Source organism: Kitasatospora cinereorecta (assembly GCF_024172095.1).
Taxonomy (GTDB): domain Bacteria; phylum Actinomycetota; class Actinomycetes; order Streptomycetales; family Streptomycetaceae; genus Kitasatospora; species Kitasatospora cinereorecta.
The window spans coordinates 948,999-967,522 of record NZ_JAMZDX010000001.1; the positions used below are offsets into that span (position 1 = coordinate 948,999).

The window sequence follows — 18,524 nt, forward strand, 5'->3', positions numbered from 1 at the left end:
GACCGGGGGAGGGGCGGCAGTCGACCGCGGTGCAGACCGTTCGGTGGAGGGCCGGATACCCTTGGGGACGACGACAGTACCCGTACCGATGCCGCAAGGGACCCGCGACCGACGTGTTCGACACTCTCTCCGACCGCCTCGCAGCGACGTTCAAGAACCTCCGGGGCAAGGGCCGCCTCAGTGAGGCGGACATCGATGCCACCACGCGCGAGATCCGGATCGCGCTGCTGGAGGCGGACGTCGCGCTCCCGGTGGTCCGGGCCTTCATCAAGCAGATCAAGGACCGCGCGCTCGGGTCCGAGGTCTCCGGCGCGCTGAACCCGGCGCAGCAGATCATCAAGATCGTCAACGAGGAGCTCATCGCCATCCTCGGTGGCGAGACCCGCCGCCTGCAGTACGCCAAGACCGGCCCGACCGTGATCATGCTGGCGGGTCTCCAGGGCGCCGGTAAGACCACCCTGGCGGGCAAGCTTGGCCACTGGCTGAAGCAGCAGAAGCACACCCCGCTGCTGGTCGCCTGCGACCTCCAGCGCCCCAACGCGGTCAACCAGCTCCAGGTGGTCGCCGAGCGCGCGGGCGTCGCCTTCTACGGTCCGCAGCCGGGCAACGGCGTCGGCGACCCGGTGCAGGTCGCCCGCGACTCGATCGAGTACGCCAAGCAGAAGCAGTACGACGTCGTGGTCGTCGACACCGCCGGCCGCCTCGGCATCGACGCCGAGCTGATGCAGCAGGCCGCGGACATCCGCGCCGCCGTCAGCCCGGACGAGGTCCTGTTCGTGGTCGACGCCATGGTGGGCCAGGACGCGGTCACCACCGCGCAGGCCTTCCTCGAGGGCGTCGACTTCACCGGTGTGGTGCTCTCCAAGCTCGACGGCGACGCCCGCGGTGGCGCCGCCCTCTCGGTCGCCCACGTGACCGGCCGTCAGATCATGTTCGCCTCCAACGGCGAGAAGGTCGACGACTTCGACGCCTTCCACCCCGACCGGATGGCCTCGCGCATCCTCGGCATGGGTGACGTGCTCTCCCTGATCGAGAAGGCCGAGCAGACCTTCTCGCAGGCCGAGGCCGAGAAGATGGCCGCCAAGCTGCAGGGCGGCGGCAAGGACTTCACGCTCGACGACTTCCTGTCGCAGCTGGAGCAGGTCCGCAAGATGGGCTCGATCTCCAAGCTGCTCGGCATGCTGCCCGGCATGGGCCAGATCCGCGAGCAGATCAACAGCATCGACGACAAGGACGTCGACCGGGTCGGCGCGATCATCAAGTCGATGACCCCCGCCGAGCGGACCGACCCGAAGATCATCAACGGCTCCCGCCGAGCCCGCATCGCCAAGGGTTCGGGCGTCGGCGTCGGCGAGGTCAACAACCTGGTCGAGCGCTTCTTCGAGGCGCGGAAGATGATGTCCGCGATGGCCTCCGGCAAGGGCATCCCCGGCATGCCGGGCATCCCCGGAATGGGCGGCGGCGCGAAGAAGTCCGGCAAGAAGGCGCCGGTCGCCAAGGGCAAGCGCAAGAGCGGCAACCCGCTGAAGCGCGCGCAGGAGGAGGCCGCGGCCGCCCAGCGCAAGGCGCTCGGCCCGGCCGGCCAGCAGCCCACCGCCGACGGCGGCGCGTTCGGCCTCGGCGCCGGCAAGGGCCCGTCCGACTTCCAGCTCCCGCCGGAGTTCAAGGACCTGCTGTAGCCGACCTGTAGCCGACCGGGTAGGTGCTTTGATGGCCGTATGCGAGTGACGATCCGGCCGCCCCGCCCCGAGGACCTGCAGCCGTACGCGGAAGCTGTGCGGCGCTCCGCCGAGCACATCGGCCGGTGGAACCCGGTCGAGCCCGAGGGCCTGGTGGAGCTGCTGGAACGCCAGGGCGCGGGGCTGCGCACCTACCTGATCGAGGACGTCGAGACCGGCGGCCTGGTCGGCAAGTGCAACGTGGCCAACATCGTGATGGGCCGGTTCTGCAACGCCGCGCTCGGCTACGACTCGTACCTGCCGTACGCCGGCACCGGCCGGATGACCGAGGGCATGCGGCTGGTGGTCGACCGGTGCTTCGCGCCGGAGCACCGCGGCGGGCTGGGACTGCACCGGCTGGAGATCAACGTCCAGCCGGACAACGACCGGTCCATCGCGCTGGCCAAGCGGCTCGGCTTCCGGCACGAGGGCTTCACCCCGCGGATGCTCTTCCTCGGCGGCGCCTGGCGCGACCACGAGCGCTTCGCGCTGACCGCGGAGGAGTGGCCGGGGCCGGCCGAGGCGTAGCCCGGCAGCGGTCCGGCGCCGGCGGCCCCGGTGCTGCTGGCTCTGTGCCCTGGCCGGCCGTCGTCGGCCGGTCGGTCCGGCTACGTTGGTCGGTCGGCCGCTCCGGCGACGCTTGTCGGTCGCTCCCGTCAGCGGTCGGCGACCACGTAGCGGAAGACGTTGGTCATCCGCACCGAGCCGTCGGCGCGGACGAAGGGGTGCAGCGACTCCTCCAGCTCCTTCGCCACCAGCGCCTGCCCGGAGTCCTCCACCGCCCGCTCGTACAGCCCGGTGGAGAGCATCCCGCGGACCGCCTCGTCCAGGTCCGCGTAGGCGAACGGGCAGGTGACCCGTCCACTGCCGGCGGGCCGCAGCCCGGCTCCGGCCAGCAGTCCCTCCAACGCACCGGGCGCGCTCAACCCGAACGGTCCGTGCTCCGGGGCGCGTGGCGACCTGCGGCGCGCCACCTCCAGCACCGCCGCGCTCTCGCACCGCTCCGGCGGTCCCCAGCTCGCCAGCACCACCTGCCCGCCGGGCAGCGTCCGCGCCGCCGCGTCGGCGACCAGCTCGGACGGCCGGACGGCGTACGGCAGCTGCTCGAAAACCGTCACCAGCGAGTGCGCCGCCCGGGGGAGGCCGTACGCCGAACGGGCGGTCACCTCACCGGGACCGGCCGGGGAGTGGGCCGAAGCGGCGGGGGCGACCTGGAGACCGCGGCCCTCGGCGAGCTCCCGCAGCTCCGGTGCCTCCTCCACGCCCGCCACCAGCGCGCCGCGCTCCGCCGCGAGCAGCAGCGCCAGCCCCGAACGGCAGCCGAGACCGAGCAGGCTGGTCGCCGCCCCGACCTCGAGCCGCTGGTAGACGGCCTGGTAGAGCGGTACGAGCATCCGCTCCTGGATCTCCGCCCAGTCCCGCGCCCGACCGTGCGCCCCTGCCGTCGCGTACGCCCGCGGGCGTTCGACGGTGGTCGCGGTCACCTGCGCTGAAGCCATACCGGCCTCCCATTGGTCCTCGAGTCCCGATGCCTCTGCCTCCCCCGGCCGACCCCCGCCCCGGTACCAGCGAACAGCGGGTCGGGCCCGGCGTCCAGACGGACGGCGCGGGTTGTTGCGGTAGTTGCGGCTTATTTGTCGCCCGCCCGGCGCAGACCCCTACTTGCGTGGGGCGCGGGCGATTCACAGTCGGCGCCCGGATCCCCGTACCATCTGCCCCATGGCTAAGGCACCCGTTCTCACCCCTCAGGCGGACGACTTCCCGCGCTGGTACCAGGACCTCATCAACAAGGCCGAGCTGGCCGACAACGGTCCGGTGCGCGGCACCATGGTCATCCGACCGTACGGCTACAGCCTGTGGGAGCGGATGCAGCAGGAGATGGACGCCCGGATCAAGAAGGCGGGCGCCCAGAACGCCTACTTCCCGATGTTCATCCCGCAGTCGTACCTGACCAAGGAGGCCGAGCACGTCGAGGGCTTCGCCCCCGAACTCGCGGTGGTCACCCACGGCGGCGGCAAGGAGCTGGACGAGCCGGTCGTGGTCCGGCCCACCTCCGAGACGATCATCAACGAGTACTTCTCCAAGTGGGTGCAGAGCCACCGCGACCTGCCCCTGCTGATCAACCAGTGGGCCAACGTGGTCCGCTGGGAGCTGCGCCCGCGCGTCTTCCTGCGCACCACCGAGTTCCTCTGGCAGGAGGGGCACACCGCCCACGCCAGCTACGAGGACGCCCGCGACTACGCCTCGCGGATCCACACCGACGTCTACGGCGACTTCATGGTCAACGTGCTCGGCATCGACGTGGTGCTCGGCCGCAAGACCGCCAAGGAGCGCTTCGCCGGCGCGATCAACACCCTCACCCTCGAGGGCATGATGGGCGACGGCAAGGCGCTGCAGATGGGCACCAGCCACGAGCTGGGCCAGAACTTCGCCAAGGCGTTCAACACCACGTACCAGCTGCAGGGCGCCGAGCGCGAGTACGTCTGGCAGACCTCCTGGGGCGTCTCCACCCGCATGGTCGGCGGCCTGATCATGTCGCACGGCGACGACAACGGCCTGCGCGTCCCGCCGCGGCTGGCCGCCGTCCAGGCCGTCGTCCTCGCCATCAAGGGCGACGACGCGGTGCTGGCGAAGGTCCGCGAGGTCGGCGCCGCCCTGGAGGCCGCCGGCGTCCGGGTCGTCGTGGACGACCGCACCGACACCCCCTTCGGCCGTCGCGCCGTCGACTGGGAGCTCAAGGGCGTGCCGCTGCGCATCGAGATCGGCCCCCGCGACGTCGAGGCCGGCACCGCGATGCTGGCCCGCCGCATCCCCGGCGGCAAGGAGCCGGTGGCGGTGGACGCCCTGGCCGCGCTCGTCCCCGGCATCCTCGAGGAGGACCAGGCGCTGCTGCTGCGCCAGTCCCGCGAGCGCCGCGAGGCCCGCACGGTGGACGTCACCACCCTCGACGAGGCGGTCGAGGCCGCCGCGACCGGCTGGGGCCGGATCTCCTGGGCCGAGCTCGGCCCGGAGGGCGAGGCCAAGCTGGCCGAGCAGGGCGTCTCGGTGCGCTGCATCGTCGCCGCCGACGGCTCGGTGCCGGCCACCGACGACCAGGAAGGCAATGTCGCGATCGTCGCGCGCGCCTACTGACCGTCGCATCGGCCGGTTGCCCTGGTTGTCCTGGTTGGTTGTCCTGGTTGGTTGTCTCGGGCGGGGGCCGCGGTTCGGCTGGTGAGCTGCACTTCTCGACGAAGCGCGTTCGAATTCAAGAACCCCGGTTCGCGTACTAGCTGTTGAGACTACTGACCAGTCAACTCCCCGAGGTCCGAAACTAGCGGTACGGTATACGGCCCGTGGCCCTGTCAATTTCGACGGGCCGCGGGCCGTCCGTTCGGAGGTGCTGGGCCTCCGTGCGGTAGCCGAGAGCCCGCCGAATCCCGACGGGCCCGAGAGTTGCAGGGGGTTGGTCTTGCGTCAGATCGGATCAGCACAATTCATGCGCGGAAGTGCATTCCTGAGAGTCCGCTGGGAATTCGCGGAGAACGGGAACTCGCGGAACATCGGCTCTCTCCCCATCGTTGGTACAGCGTGAGCACGACACAGCCCCTCGTCCTGGCGGCCGAACTGGCCGCCGCCTGGAGCGACATCCAGGCCCACCACCAGGACCTCCCCGACCTCGCCTCCCCGGAGGCGCTGATCGGCGAGTCCTCCTCGGCCTGTGGCACGCGGCTCGACTTCGAGCGGCTGCTGCACGAGGCCGCCCACGGGCTGGCCGCCGCCCGCGAGATCCGCGACACCTCGCGTGCGGGCCGGTACCACAACCGCCGGTTCCTGATGCTCGCCTCCGAGCTGGGGCTCGCCCACCCGGTCGAGCCGCACGCCAGCAGTGGCTTCTCGCAGGTGACGATGGACATCACCACCCGGGAGCGCTACGCCGAGACCATAGAGCGTCTCGACCGCGCGCTCGGCGCCCACCAGCTGGCCGTGGCCGGCGAGGGCAACCACCGGGCGTTCCGCGGCCCGGCGGCCCGACACGGCTCCTCCGGGGGCGGCGTCCGGGTCAAGGCGGTCTGCGGCTGCGGTCGCAACGTGCGGGTCGTGCCGTCCGTGCTCGCCCAGGCCTCGATCGTCTGCGGGGCCTGCCAGCAGCCGTTCAAGATCGCCTGATCCGATCACGGATCACGGATCGCCGAGCGCCGATCACCGATCGGCGATTGCTGATCACCGGTCGCCGATGGGGATCGAGTCGATCCTGATCGAACGAACGGAACCGAAGAGAACCGAACTGATCCGATCCGATCCGGATCCATGGGATCCCGATCAGCCGGGTCGTTCTGATCCGATCCTGACCCGATCATCGCGCCGCACGGCGGGGGCCGGCGGCGCCGACGGGGGTCAGGTGGAACGTGAGCCGTGGTGCTCTGCACGCAGTGGCTCTACCGGGGGCGGGGGTCCCCGGTCGGGCCGGGCTGCAGGAGCTTCGGGCTCCGGGGTCGGCGGACGGCCGACATGCCGAGGTGTGGCACAATGGACAGCTGAGTACTCGGCAGCCGCAGGACCCTCTCTCCTTAAGGCTGGCGTGTCCCTTGAACGACCGGAAGTCCCGCAACCCCACGCGGTGATACCGGTCGCTCACCCACGTCAACATCAGGAGATCCACTCCCGTGGCAGTCAAGATCAAGCTGAAGCGTCTCGGCAAGATTCGCTCCCCGCACTACCGCATCGTCGTCGCCGACTCCCGCACCAAGCGTGACGGCCGCGCGATCGAGGAGATCGGCATCTACCAGCCGACCTACAACCCCTCGAAGATCGAGGTCGACGGCGACCGCGCCCAGTACTGGCTGTCCGTCGGCGCCCAGCCGACCGAGCCCGTGCTTGCCATCCTCAAGCTCACCGGTGACTGGCAGAAGTTCAAGGGCCTGCCGGCTCCGGAGCCGCTGAAGGTCGCCGAGCCCAAGGTCGAGGACTTCTCGCACCTCTTCGCGAAGGCCGTCGCCGGCTTCGAGGACGCCACCACCGGTGTCGCCATCACCCCGAAGGCCAAGAAGTCGGACAAGGCTGACGAGGCCGAGGCCGCTTCCACCGAGGCCTGAGCGTGATCGAGGAAGCCCTCGACCACCTGGTGAAGGGCATCGTCGAGCACCCGGACGAGGTGCAGGTCCGCTCGCGCAACCTGCGCCGCGGCCACACCATCGAGGTGCGGGTGCACCCTGATGACCTCGGCAAGGTGATCGGCCGGGGCGGCCGAACGGCTCGCGCACTGCGCACCGTGGTCGGCGCCCTCGGCGGTCGCAACGTCCGGGTCGACCTGGTCGACGTGGACAGCATTCGCTGACCTTCGACCGTCAGGTTTCAGGACCGGCCGGGACGACTCGATCGTCCCGGCCGGTCCTTCTCTGCGTTCTGCAACAGCTGTACAGAACGACTTGTATAGAACGACTTGTATAGATCGACCTGTACGGAACGACCTGTACAGAACGACCTGTACTGAAAGATTCAGGAGAGCGATCACCGTGCAGCTCGTCGTCGGCAAGATCGGCCGCGCCCACGGCATCAAGGGTGACGTCAGCGTCGAGGTCCGCACCGACGAGCCGGAGCTCAGGCTCGGGCCCGGTGCGGTGCTGATGACCGACCCCGCGTCGGCCGGCCCGCTGACCGTCGAATCCGGGCGGGTGCACAGCGGCCGTCTGCTGCTGCGCTTCGCCGGCGTCAAGGACCGCAACGCGGCGGAGGCCCTCCGCGGCACTCTGCTGATCTCCGAGGTCGACCCGGACGAGCGTCCGGACGACCCCGAGGAGTACTACGACCACCAGCTGATCGGCTTGGACGTGGTCCTCGCCGACGGCACTCTGGTCGGCGAGCTCACCGAGGTCGTCCACCTGCCGTACCAGGACCTGCTGACCGTCACCAAGCCGGACGGGACGGAGGTGCTGGTGCCCTTCGTCTCGCAGATCGTGCCGACGGTCGACCTGGAGAACCAGCGTGCCGTCATCACTCCGCCCGCCGGGCTGATCGACTCGCCGGAGGCTGAGGCGGGGGCTGGGGCGGATGCCGAGGCCGGGGCGGATGCCGAGGCTGCGGCTGTGCCCGAGGTCGACAGCGATGCTGACGGTGACGGTGACGGTGAGGGCGGGGCCGGGGCGGTGGAGGGCTCGTGAGCGAGATGCGAATCGACGTCGTCACGATCTTCCCCGAGTACCTGGAGCCGCTGAACGTCTCCCTGGTCGGCAAGGCACGTGCGCGGGGGCAGCTGGACGTCCACCTGCACGACCTGCGCGAGTGGACCACCGACATCCACCGCACCGTGGACGACACCCCGTACGGTGGCGGACCCGGCATGGTGATGAAGCCCGAGCCGTGGGGCGCGGCGCTCGACTCCGTGCTGGCGGCCGGCCCCGAGGGTGAGGTGCCGACGCTGGTCGTCCCCACCCCGAGCGGCGTCCCGTTCACGCAGGAGCTGGCGCAGGAGCTGGCCGGGCGTCCGTGGCTGGCCTTCGCGCCCGCCCGCTACGAGGGGATCGATCGGCGGGTGATCGAGGAGGCGGCGACCCGGATGCCGGTGGTCGAAGCCTCGATCGGCGACTACGTGCTGGCCGGCGGCGAGGTCGCCGTCCTGGTGATGGTCGAGGCGATCGCCCGCCTGCTCCCCGGCGTGCTCGGCAACGCCGAGTCGCACCGCGACGACTCCTTCGCTCCCGGCGCGATGGCCGATCTGCTGGAGGGCCCGGTGTACACCAAGCCCGCCGAGTGGCGCGGCCGGGACGTGCCCGAGATCCTGCTCAGCGGCCACCACGGTAAGATCGCCCAGTGGCGGCGCGAGCAGGCGTTCGCCCGTACCCTCGCCAACCGGCCCGACCTGGTCGCCCGGTGGAGCCGCGACGCCTTCACCAAGAAGGAGCGCGAGGCGCTCAGCGTTCTGGGCCTTGCCTGGGACGAGGAGCGCGGCCGATTTCTGACCATGGCCGAGGCTGTGGAAGAATAGGCGACTGCTGTCTGTCGCTGGGCTCCCCGAGGGGGTCACGTGGACCGGTGCCCCCGCCACGGGGGGATCACCGCCAGCCGATGCGGCCCGCAGTACATCCCATTGAGACGATATTCCGTGGGCGGCCCGTGGCGCCTGCGATGGAGAGCAACAATGAGCAACAAGCTCGCTGCTGTCGACGCGGCCTCGCTGCGCACCGACATCCCGTCCTTCCGTTCGGGTGACACCCTGAAGGTTCACGTCCGGGTCATCGAGGGCAACCGCTCCCGTGTCCAGGTCTTCCAGGGCGTGGTCATCCGCCGCCACGGCGCCGGCATCGGTGAGACCTTCACCGTTCGCAAGGTCAGCTTCAACGTCGGTGTCGAGCGCACCTTCCCGGTGCACACCCCGGTCGTCGAGAAGATCGAGGTCGTGACCCGCGGTGCGGTTCGCCGTGCCAAGCTGTACTACCTGCGTGACCTCCGCGGCAAGGCTGCGAAGATCAAGGAGAAGCGCGAGGCCTGATCGCCCGCGCGGCTGCTCAGCGTCGGCCGGGCCTCCGAACGACTCATGTCGTGAGGATAAGCTCAGCCCGATGAGCACGCACGAACCACCCGCGGACCGCGACGGTCGTCCCGCCCTGATGGGCGCGGACGCGCCGTCGCGGTCCGCGGTCGTTTCCCCGGCGGCCTCGGCTGCTTCGGCGGACGTGTCGGGTGCAGTGGACACGGTGGACGTGCCGGGCGTGCCGGACGTGCTGGACGGGCTGGACGGGATTGACGTGCCGGACGGGCCGGGCGTGCCGGACCTTGCGGGTGTGCCCACTCCTGCCGGCTCCGGTGAGCCGACCGGCTCGGGGCGCTCGGGCGGATCCGAGGTCGACGCGCGTCCTGACGCCGACGGTGCGTCCGAGGCCGATGCTGCGGATGCTGATGCCGAGGGTGACGATTCGGGGGCGGGGCGCCGCTGGTCGCGCGACCTGCTGTGGATCGGTGCGGTCTGCGTCCTCGTCCTGCTGCTGGTGAATGCCTTCGTGGCGCGGCCGTTCGCGGTGCCGTCCGCTTCGATGGAAGGCACGCTGCAGCCCGGCGACCGGCTGGTGGTGAATCGGCTTGCGTACGCCTTCGGCGGCCATGTGCAGCGGGGCGACGTGGTGGTCTTCGACGGCATCGGATCCTTCCTGCCGTATGCGGCGGAGCCGTCCGGCCCACAGCACTTCCTCGCGGGTCTCGGGCTGGCGCCGGCCGGTGACACGGTCTATGTGAAGCGGGTGATCGGCGTGGGCGGTGATCGCGTCACGTGCTGCGGCACGGACGGTCGGCTCCGGGTCAATGGGGTGCCGCTCGACGAGTCGGCGTACCTCTTCCCGGGCGACGCGCCGTCTTTGGTCCCCTTCGACATCGTCGTGCCGAAGGGCGAACTCTGGATGATGGGCGATCACCGCAGCGACTCCCGGGATTCCCGTGACCACCTGGGTGAGCCCGGCGGTGGCACGGTGCCGGAGAACAAGGTGATCGGCCACGCGGACTGGGTGGTTTTCCCGGTCGACCGGTGGACCGCCCTGGAGCGTCCGGCAGCCTTCGCGGCAATAGGGGGGACAGGTGGCCATGGGGACCAGAGGTAGGAATCGGGCGGTCATAGCCCCGGACGAGGACATCGCCACCGACACGGGGGGTCGAGCCGCAGGGTCGGGTCCCGGACGCGGTGCTGTACGCGGTCGTGCCGAGCGCCGGCGGACCGCCAAGCGGGCAGCCAAGCGGCGCCGTCGCTCCCTGCTGCGCGAACTTCCGCTCGTCGTGGTGGTCGCGCTGGTGATCGCGTTGGTGCTGAAGACCTTCCTGGTGCAGGTCTTCGTGATCCCGTCCGGCTCGATGGAGCAGACGATCCAGATCGGCGACCGCGTCCTGGTGGACAAGCTGACGCCGTGGTTCGGCCGGGAGCCGGGCCGCGGTGACGTCGTGGTGTTCAAGGACCCGGGCGGGTGGCTGGAAACGGATCACAAGCCCTCCTCGGACGGACCGGTGGTGCGTCGGGTCAAGTCGGTCTTCTCCTATGCGGGCCTCCTCCCGTCCGACGACGAGCGGGACTTGATCAAGCGGGTCATCGGCGTGGGCGGTGACACCGTCGAGTGCTGCGACCCGCAGGGCAAGTTGAAGGTGAACGGCACGCCGATCGACGAGCCGTACGTGGCGCCGGGCAACGCCCCCTCGAAGCTGACCTTCAAGGTGACCGTGCCGCCGGGGCGGCTCTGGGTGATGGGCGACCACCGAGATCTGTCCGCCGACTCCCGCTACCACATGGCGAATCCGGGGCAGGGCACCATCCCGTTGGGGAATGTGGTGGGTCGAGCCTTCGTCATCGCGTGGCCGCTGTCGCGCTTCAGTCAACTCGAAGTGCCGGATTCACTCTCCTCATTGCCGACGAGCAACGCGGCGCAATCCGCGCCGGTTGGGCCGGATCCTGCGGAACCTCCGCTCGTTATGGGTGTGTTGGGCGTGCTACCGGCCCTCGTCCGGTCCCGGGCGGGCCGTCGGACGACGGATCCGGTGGCCGGGCGACCGCCCGCGTGACCACCGCAGTCGGCGCGTGAGGCGTTGCTACGCCGACCGGGGTGATAGAGAAGTGCTGGAAGTGCCCGGTGCGGTCTGGTGTCGGGCGTTCCCATGACGGGCAGGCCTGAGGCTGGCCCGACGATCGATCGCAGAATGTGGTGCCCGCTGTGCGGCACTGGTGAGCGCGGACGCGCGGGCGTCCGCACAGCTGGGAGGAGATGTCGTGGGGGATCTGGTGATCGGTGCCCGCTCGGGCGCCCCGGAGCCGGACGGTTCGAACCCGGGAGCCCCGGGTGACTCGGATGGTGTGGAGGGCGACTCGGTGAACGGCGCAGGCACGGACCGGACGGATCAGGCGGACTCGCCGGAGGACGGCGACGAGCGCCCTGCGAAGGCCGCCAAGCAGCGCTCGTTCTGGAAGGAACTGCCGATCCTCGTCGGCATCGCGCTGATCCTGGCGCTGGTGATCAAGACCTTCTTCGTGCAGGCCTTCTCCATCCCCTCGGGGTCGATGGAGAACACCCTCCAGGTCGGCGACCGCGTTCTCGTGGACAAGCTGACTCCCTGGTTCGGTGCCGAGCCGGAGCGCGGCGAGGTGGTCGTGTTCCAGGACCCGGGCGGCTGGCTGAACGACGAGCCGGCGCAGCGGAGCGACAACGCCTTCATCCGCGGTGTCCAGGATGTCTTCAGCTTCATCGGCCTGATGCCGTCGAGCAACGAGAAGGACCTGATCAAGCGGGTCATCGCGATCGGCGGTGACACGGTCGAGTGCCAGGGCACCGGGCCGGTCAAGGTGAACGGTGTGGCGCTGGACGAGCCCTATATCTACCCGGGCAACACCCCCTGTGGTGAGAAGCCGTTCGGTCCGGTGAAGGTGCCGGAGGGCCGGATCTGGGTGATGGGCGACCACCGCGGTGACTCGCTGGACTCCCGGTTCCACCAGGACCAGCCCGGCGGTGGCACCGTGCCGGTCGGGAATGTGGTGGGTCGGGCATTCGTCGTGGCGTGGCCGATCGGGGACTGGGCGACGCTGCCGATCCCGGCCACCTTCGACCAGAAGGGCCTGTCGGCCGCCGGTCCGCTCGCTCCGCCGCTGGCGGGGGCGGCGGCCGCGCTGCCCGTGGTTTGGTGGGTGCGCCGCCGGCGCAGCTGACCGGGGCGCCGCCCGCCACGGGCCTTCGGCGCCGCGCCGGCGCCGGTCGCATTCGTGGATGCGGTCCCGGGATCGGTCCCGATCTGCGACGAAGGCTTGCGCGGGCCGCGGTACTCGTGAGTAATCTGCTCGCATGTGCCGCGGCCCGTCCGCTCTGCCCATTCGGGGCAGTGCCGTCCGCCCCGGCGTAGCGCGTCCGGAGCGAGCGCGCACGGGCCAGGAGAGGGCGTAGGCGATGAGCAAGGTCGCGGAGCGGGCGCCGTCCCCCCAGGTGACAGGTCGGCCCCGCCGGAGTGTGGCCTCGGTCGCGCAGGGCGTCGTGATCGCGATCGGCTTCGTGATGCTGGTCGGCGGGTTCGGCGTGATCGCCGCCGACTACCGGCCGTACAAGATCCCCAGTGCCTCGATGACTCCCACCCTGGGCATCGGCGACACCGTGCTGGCCCGAAAGGCCGGCGGCGACGCGGTCGGCCGCGGCGACATCGTGGTCTTCCACGACGATGCGTGGGGCAACAGTCAGCTGGTCAAGCGCGTCGTCGGAGTCGGCGGCGACACCGTCACGGGCGACGACCGGGGGCGGCTCACCGTCAACGGCAAGCCGGTGGACGAGCCGTACCTCGACAAGAACCCCGTACTGGCCACGGCGTTCACCGTGACCGTGCCCGAGAGCCGGCTGTTCGTCCTCGGCGATGACCGGGGCAACTCGCTGGACTCGCGCAGCCACCTCGATGTGGCGTCGGGAAGCGTGCCTGCCTCGGGTGTGGTGGCCCGGGTGGAGGCGCGGATCGTGCCGCTCTCGCGGGCCGCCGCCCAGCCGCGGACCGTCGCCTTCGACGGACTCGGCGGCCCGCTCGCCCACCGGCCCGGCCCCCTGGTGCCCGCCGCCTGGGCGACGGTGATCGGCGCCACGCTGATCGTGCTGGCGTCGGCGATGGGTGGAGTGGTCTCGTTGGGCCGTCGGATCGGAAAGCGACGGGGCTGACCCCAGGAGCGGCCGGACCGGGCCGGAGAACGGTGGGGCCGAGCCGGGGAACGGTTGGGCCGAGCCGGACGGCGGTCGGGCGCGGAGGCTCAGGAAGGAGGCGATCCAGGTGACGGTGGAACGGCGCCGGGCGGTTCGCATCCTCCTGCTGGACGAGCGGGACCGGCTCCTGCTGCTGCACGGCCTCGACCCGGCCGTCCCCGGTGTGAGCTGGTGGATCACTCCGGGCGGAGGGCTGGAACCGGGCGAGGGCGTGCAGGAAGCGGCCCGCCGGGAGCTGGCGGAGGAGACCGGGCTGACCGGTGTGGAGCTGGGCCCCTTGGTGGCGTACGGCACGACTTCTTTCTCCTTCCGAGGGCAGGACTTCGAGCAGGAACAGTGGTTCCATCTGGCTCGCACCGGCCGGACCGAGGTGGAGCTGGCTAAGGATGGAGTCGACGAGCACGCACTGTTGACCGGCGCGCGCTGGTGGACGGTGGATGAACTGCGAACGACCGCGGACACGGTGTATCCGGCGGGTCTGGCCGGCCTGATCGAGCGCTTGCTCTCCGAAGGGCCACCAGTACCGCCGGTCACGCTCTGAGCGCGGGTGTGGTGGTCCACAATGGGGTGGACGTGACGAGTGAGGGGACGCCTGGAATGAGTGCCGAAGACCTCGAGAAGTACGAGACCGAGATGGAGCTCAAGCTCTACCGGGAGTACCGGGATGTCGTCGGCCTGTTCAAGTACGTGATCGAGACCGAGCGACGGTTCTACCTCACGAACGACTACGAGCTCCAGGTGCACTCGGTCCAGGGCGAGGTGTTCTTCGAGGTATCGATGGCGGATGCCTGGGTCTGGGACATGTACCGGCCGGCCCGGTTCGTTCGGAAGGTCCGTGTGCTGACCTTCAAGGATGTCAACATCGAGGAGCTCGCCAAGAGCGATCTCGAGCTCCCCTCGGACGACTCCGCCTTCGGCAACTGATCGAAGGCGACGAAGCCCGGGGCCACCGAGACTGGAGGCCCCCGATGAGCGCTGTCCAGAGCTGACCGCGTTTCTCACCCCTGAGGGTGATCCCGGTTGTCCACAGGCCCGGGTTATCCACAGGAAATCCGCCGGGGCTGGCCCGCTCCCGGCTCGCACGGCAACCTCCCGACCCGGAGGTGACAGCCGTGCAGAATTCCAACAACGGTCTCGGTCGCTACGGCGAGGAGGTCGCGGCCCGTCGGCTCGCCGAGGGCGGCCTGCGCATTCTGGAGCGCAACTGGCGCTGTGCCGAGGGCGAGCTCGACATCGTCGCCCTGGACGGCGACACCATCGCGGTCTGCGAGGTGAAGACCCGCTCCGAACGCGGCTTCCAGCAACCCAGCGAGGCCATCGACGGCACCAAGGCCGACCGACTGCGACACCTGGCCGAGCGCTGGCTCGCCGAGCGGTGGCCGATCCACTTCTCCCGCCTGGCCCACACCGTCGACCGGGCCGCCGGCACCGATCCGCCCCCGGACGACACCGACAGCGGATCCGCGCCCCCGCCACCCGGCGGCGTACGGATCGACCTGGTCGCCGTGGTCAACCGGATCAAGGGCGCGGCCGAGGTCGAGCACCTGCGCGGGGCGGTGTGACATGGTCTTCGCCCGCACCTGCTCCGTCGCCCTGCTGGGCGTGGACGGCGTCGTCGTCGAGGTCCAGGCCGACCTCGAACCCGGCGTCGCCGCCTTCAGCCTCGTCGGCCTCGCCGACAAGGCACTGCTGGAGGCCCGCGATCGCGTCCGCGCCGCCGTGGTCAACAGCGGTGAGAAGTGGCCGCAACGCAAGCTCACCGTCGGCCTCACCCCGGCCTCGGTGCCCAAGAGCGGAAGTGGCTACGACCTGGCGGTGGCCTGCGCAGTCCTCGCCGCTGCCGAACGCCTCGACCCAGCGACGATCGCCGGACTGCTGATCATCGGCGAGCTGGGCCTGGACGGCCGCGTCCGACCGGTCCGTGGAGTGCTGCCCGCAGTGCTCGCGGCAGCCGACGCCGGCTACCGCGAGGTGGTCGTCGCCGAGCAGACGGCGGCCGAGGCCGCGCTCGTCCCCGGCGTCACGGTCCGAGGCGTGCGCAGCCTCCGACAGCTCATCGCCCTGCTCACCGGAGCGCCGGAGCCCGCCGAGCCGAGTGATCCGACCTCCGGCGCACCCGATCCGATGGTGGCCGGCCTGCTCCTGCCCGGGCTCGGGATGCGCGACCCGGCCGCCAGCAACGCCGTGGCACCCGATCTCGCTGACGTGGCCGGCCAGTACGAGGCCCGCTGCGCCCTGGAGATCGCCGCTGCCGGAGGCCACCACCTGTACCTCAAGGGCCCGCCCGGCGCCGGCAAGACCATGCTCGCCGAGCGGCTCCCCGGCCTGCTGCCGCCGCTCACCCCCGCCGAAGCCCTCGAAGTGACCGCCGTGCACTCGGTGGCCGGTCTCCTCCCGGCGGACCGACCGCTGATCGACTCACCGCCCTACTGCGCACCCCACCACTCCACCACCATGCCCGCCATCATCGGCGGCGGCACCGGAATGCCCAGACCGGGAGCGGTCTCCCTCGCCCACCGCGGCGTGCTCTTCCTCGACGAGGCGCCCGAGTTCCCGGCGAGAGTGCTCGACGCCCTGCGCCAGCCGCTGGAGTCCGCCGAGGTGACCATCGCCCGCTCAGCCGGCTCGATGCGGCTGCCGGCCCGGTTCCTGCTCTGCCTGGCCGCCAACCCGTGCCCCTGCGGCCGGTACTCGATGAGAGGAGGGGGATGCGAATGCACCCCGGTCATGGTCAACCGCTACCAGGCACGGCTCTCCGGCCCCCTCCTCGACCGGGTCGACCTCCAGGTCCAGGTCGCGGCCGTCACCAAGAGCGAGCTGATGGAGCGCGACCGCACCGCCGAGACCACCACCACCGTCGCCGCCCGCGTCCGAGCCGCACGGGAGCGGGCCGCCGCTCGCCTGGCCGGCACCCCGTGGCGAACCAACGCCGAGGTCCCCGGGCATGAATTGCGCACCCGCTGGTGCCTCGCCCCGGGTTCCCTGACCGACGCCGAGCGGGACCTCGAACGCGGCCTGCTCACCGCCCGCGGCCTCGACCGCGTCCTCCGCATCGCCTGGACGGTCGCCGACCTCGCCGGGCGCGATCACCCCGACCGCTCCGCCGTCCGGACCGCCCTCGCCCTGCGCACCGGCGTCCAGCGCGGCGGCGTGCCCCTGACCGACCGCAGACCGGCCGCGTACGCCGACCCGGACGGCGACTACGGCACCGAAATCTGACCACCTGCTCTCGTACCGGCTCCCCCAGGAGATGCCATGGACCTCACCGAAACCGTCACCGGCCCGTGCAGCCTCACGGCAGACGACTGCGGTGCGCAACCCCGGCCGACGGCCGACCCGGCTACGTGGCGCAGTCGGACTGCGAAGCGGGACCGCTCGGGGCACAGTCCGCCGTGCAATGGCGTAACGGCGGAGGAAGCCCTGCGGAACCGGTGTGCGCCCGAGGCGGCCGGGGTCACCGGGTCCGCGGACGCGTCCGCACCCAATGCTCCGGCGCCGCCCGGGCCGTCGGACCCGGAAGCGACTGTCGAGCCGGCCGTTTCTGGGGACGGCGGCGGACTCATCCGGGCGGACGGGCAGGGCGGTCAGCGGAGCAGCTCCAGCACTGCGCCGAAGGGCCGCAGCGCCCATGGCACCGACGCTCCGCGCACCACCACGCGGTCACGGGAACCCGCCCTGCCCTGCCCGGACGAAGGCGGCAGCCCGCTCTCCAACCCGGGGCCGCCGCGCCGGCCGCCGCGCCCACAGGCGCCGGAGCCGGAACGTTGGGCGAGGGCCGCGCTCACCCGGTTGACCGAACCCGGCGACGCCGCTGTCGGACGCACCATTGGAAGGCTGGGCGCGGTCGCCCTGGTGGATGCGATCCGGGCAGGCGCCCCGCCCAGTCTGCTGGAGCTGAGCGCCGGGCGGCTCGATGCCTACCGGGCGAGGCTGCGCGACATCGACCCGCTCGCGGATCTTGAACGCGCACGAACGCGCGGCGGCCGATTCATCATTCCGGGCGATCCCGAGTGGCCGTCCCAGCTGGACGACCTCGGCGACGGCCGACCGGTGGGCCTGTGGATCCGCGGATCCGGATCGCTACGGATGCTCGCCCTGCGTTCGGTCTCCGTCGTCGGGTCGAGGGCCTGCACACCGTACGGACGGTACGTGGCCGGCCAACTGTGCTCGCAGCTCGCCGAACGGGGCTGGGTGATCGTCTCCGGCGCCGCGTACGGGATCGACGCAGCGGCTCACCAGGGAGCCCTTGCGGTCGGTGGGATCACGGTGGCCGTGCTGGCCTGCGGTGTGGACGTCGCCTACCCGCCCGGCAACGCCGAACTGATCGAGCGCATTGCCGCCCAGGGACTCCTGGTCAGCGAGCTGCCGCTCTCCACCCACCCCAACCGCTTCCGGTTCGTGCTGCGCAACCGGGTGATCGCCGCGCTCACCCGCGGCACGGTCGTGGTCGAGGCGGCCCTGCGCAGTGGGGCCCTCAGTACGGCCCGCAGAGCACGGGACCTGAATCGCCACACCATGGGTGTGGCCGGCCCGGTCACCTCGGACCTCTCCGCCGGTGTGCACGCGCTGATCCGCAGCGGCGCCGCCACGCTGGTCACGGACGGCGCGGAGATCGGTGAGCTGATCGGTTCGATCGGGGAGGACCTGGCCCCGCGCCGCTCCGGGCCGGTCCTCCCGAGGGATCTCTTGGAGCCCCCGGTTGCCCGAGTGTTGGAGGCGGTGCCGGCTACAGCGGAGGGCGCGCCGCCGGAGCGCCTTGCCCGACAGGCCGGGCTGTCGGTGGACGACACGTTGAAGCGCCTCTACGAGCTGGGCTCTCTCGGTTACGTCGAGAGGTACGGTGCGCACTGGCGGCTCGTCAGGCGACGACGCCCGGCAGGGCCGTAGTCGCCCATGTCCGCTCATCTGCCGGGTGGCGAGCCTCCGCGGAGGCACTGGAGGCCGCCCTCGCACGACACGGGAGGCGCGCGCCGACGCTCTCGCGCCGCCCCGCACCGGCGTGTCCTGCCCGACGCGCCGTGACTCTGCGCTGATGCCACCGGATCGAGGGACGACCGAGTGGCGGTAGCGCTGTGCACCCACTTGGTCACGCTACGCTCGCTTATGGCTTCCCTATCAGCACATGACTCGGCAG

General features: G+C 71.1%; 19 protein-coding genes. 18 read left to right on the forward strand and 1 reads right to left on the reverse strand.

What is annotated here, in order from left to right:
- Positions 1-113 precede the first annotated feature (113 nt).
- The gene (gene ffh, locus FHR36_RS04305) at positions 114-1,679 is read left to right on the forward strand and encodes a signal recognition particle protein (protein ID WP_253793863.1); all 1,566 of its coding nucleotides are present in this window, start codon (positions 114-116) and stop codon (positions 1,677-1,679) included.
- A gap of 39 nt (positions 1,680-1,718) precedes the next feature.
- Positions 1,719-2,246: a GNAT family N-acetyltransferase gene (locus FHR36_RS04310; protein ID WP_253793865.1), complete on the forward strand. Its 528-nt coding sequence runs from the start codon at positions 1,719-1,721 to the stop codon at positions 2,244-2,246.
- Between the two features lie 128 nt (positions 2,247-2,374).
- On the opposite strand, the gene FHR36_RS04315 is transcribed toward FHR36_RS04310, so the two are convergent.
- Entirely contained in the window at positions 2,375-3,217 is an 843-nt protein-coding gene (locus FHR36_RS04315; RefSeq protein WP_253793867.1) for a class I SAM-dependent methyltransferase, read from the reverse strand.
- Between the two features lie 220 nt (positions 3,218-3,437).
- On the opposite strand from FHR36_RS04315, the gene proS reads away from it, so the two are divergent.
- The 16 genes from proS to dprA all read left to right on the forward strand — a co-directional run bounded on the left by proS (position 3,438) and on the right by dprA (position 18,277).
- Complete coding sequence (proS, locus tag FHR36_RS04320) at positions 3,438-4,850, forward strand: proline--tRNA ligase (RefSeq protein WP_253793869.1); 1,413 nt, start codon at positions 3,438-3,440, stop codon at positions 4,848-4,850.
- 438 nt (positions 4,851-5,288) lie between these two features.
- Entirely contained in the window at positions 5,289-5,867 is a 579-nt protein-coding gene (locus tag FHR36_RS04325) for a hypothetical protein (RefSeq protein ID WP_253793871.1), read from the forward strand.
- A gap of 497 nt (positions 5,868-6,364) precedes the next feature.
- Positions 6,365-6,793: a 30S ribosomal protein S16 gene (rpsP, locus tag FHR36_RS04330; RefSeq protein WP_043916170.1), complete on the forward strand. Its 429-nt coding sequence runs from the start codon at positions 6,365-6,367 to the stop codon at positions 6,791-6,793.
- A 2-nt stretch (positions 6,794-6,795) separates the two neighbouring features.
- Entirely contained in the window at positions 6,796-7,035 is a 240-nt protein-coding gene (locus FHR36_RS04335; RefSeq protein ID WP_043916171.1) for an RNA-binding protein, read from the forward strand.
- A gap of 178 nt (positions 7,036-7,213) precedes the next feature.
- Positions 7,214-7,858 carry a ribosome maturation factor RimM gene (rimM, locus tag FHR36_RS04340; RefSeq protein WP_253793872.1) on the forward strand — a complete coding sequence of 215 codons (645 nt, stop codon included), beginning with the start codon at positions 7,214-7,216 and terminating at the stop codon, positions 7,856-7,858.
- 5 nt (positions 7,859-7,863) lie between these two features.
- On the forward strand, positions 7,864-8,682 hold the full coding sequence (gene trmD, locus FHR36_RS04345; RefSeq protein ID WP_253794730.1) for a tRNA (guanosine(37)-N1)-methyltransferase TrmD: 819 nt from the start codon (positions 7,864-7,866) through the stop codon (positions 8,680-8,682).
- A 153-nt stretch (positions 8,683-8,835) separates the two neighbouring features.
- Positions 8,836-9,186, forward strand: a complete 351-nt coding sequence (gene rplS, locus FHR36_RS04350) for a 50S ribosomal protein L19 (RefSeq protein ID WP_253793874.1) — start codon at positions 8,836-8,838, stop codon at positions 9,184-9,186.
- 292 nt (positions 9,187-9,478) lie between these two features.
- Positions 9,479-10,285, forward strand: a complete 807-nt coding sequence (gene lepB / locus FHR36_RS04355) for a signal peptidase I (protein ID WP_407660798.1) — start codon at positions 9,479-9,481, stop codon at positions 10,283-10,285.
- A 172-nt stretch (positions 10,286-10,457) separates the two neighbouring features.
- Complete coding sequence (gene lepB, locus FHR36_RS04360) at positions 10,458-11,231, forward strand: signal peptidase I (RefSeq protein WP_308199158.1); 774 nt, start codon at positions 10,458-10,460, stop codon at positions 11,229-11,231.
- A 205-nt stretch (positions 11,232-11,436) separates the two neighbouring features.
- On the forward strand, positions 11,437-12,366 hold the full coding sequence (lepB, locus tag FHR36_RS04365) for a signal peptidase I (protein ID WP_253793878.1): 930 nt from the start codon (positions 11,437-11,439) through the stop codon (positions 12,364-12,366).
- A gap of 235 nt (positions 12,367-12,601) precedes the next feature.
- Complete coding sequence (lepB, locus tag FHR36_RS04370) at positions 12,602-13,348, forward strand: signal peptidase I (protein WP_253793880.1); 747 nt, start codon at positions 12,602-12,604, stop codon at positions 13,346-13,348.
- 109 nt (positions 13,349-13,457) lie between these two features.
- Positions 13,458-13,931, forward strand: coding sequence for an NUDIX domain-containing protein (locus FHR36_RS04375; protein WP_253793882.1), 474 nt, complete (start codon positions 13,458-13,460; stop codon positions 13,929-13,931).
- 56 nt (positions 13,932-13,987) lie between these two features.
- Positions 13,988-14,314, forward strand: a complete 327-nt coding sequence (locus tag FHR36_RS04380; protein ID WP_253793884.1) for a DUF2469 domain-containing protein — start codon at positions 13,988-13,990, stop codon at positions 14,312-14,314.
- A 179-nt stretch (positions 14,315-14,493) separates the two neighbouring features.
- Positions 14,494-14,952 carry a YraN family protein gene (locus FHR36_RS04385; protein ID WP_253793886.1) on the forward strand — a complete coding sequence of 153 codons (459 nt, stop codon included), beginning with the start codon at positions 14,494-14,496 and terminating at the stop codon, positions 14,950-14,952.
- 1 nt (position 14,953) lies between these two features.
- Positions 14,954-16,609, forward strand: coding sequence for a YifB family Mg chelatase-like AAA ATPase (locus FHR36_RS04390; RefSeq protein WP_253793887.1), 1,656 nt, complete (start codon positions 14,954-14,956; stop codon positions 16,607-16,609).
- Between the two features lie 570 nt (positions 16,610-17,179).
- Positions 17,180-18,277, forward strand: a complete 1,098-nt coding sequence (gene dprA, locus FHR36_RS04395) for a DNA-processing protein DprA (protein WP_253793888.1) — start codon at positions 17,180-17,182, stop codon at positions 18,275-18,277.
- The last annotated feature ends 247 nt before the right edge of the window (positions 18,278-18,524 follow it).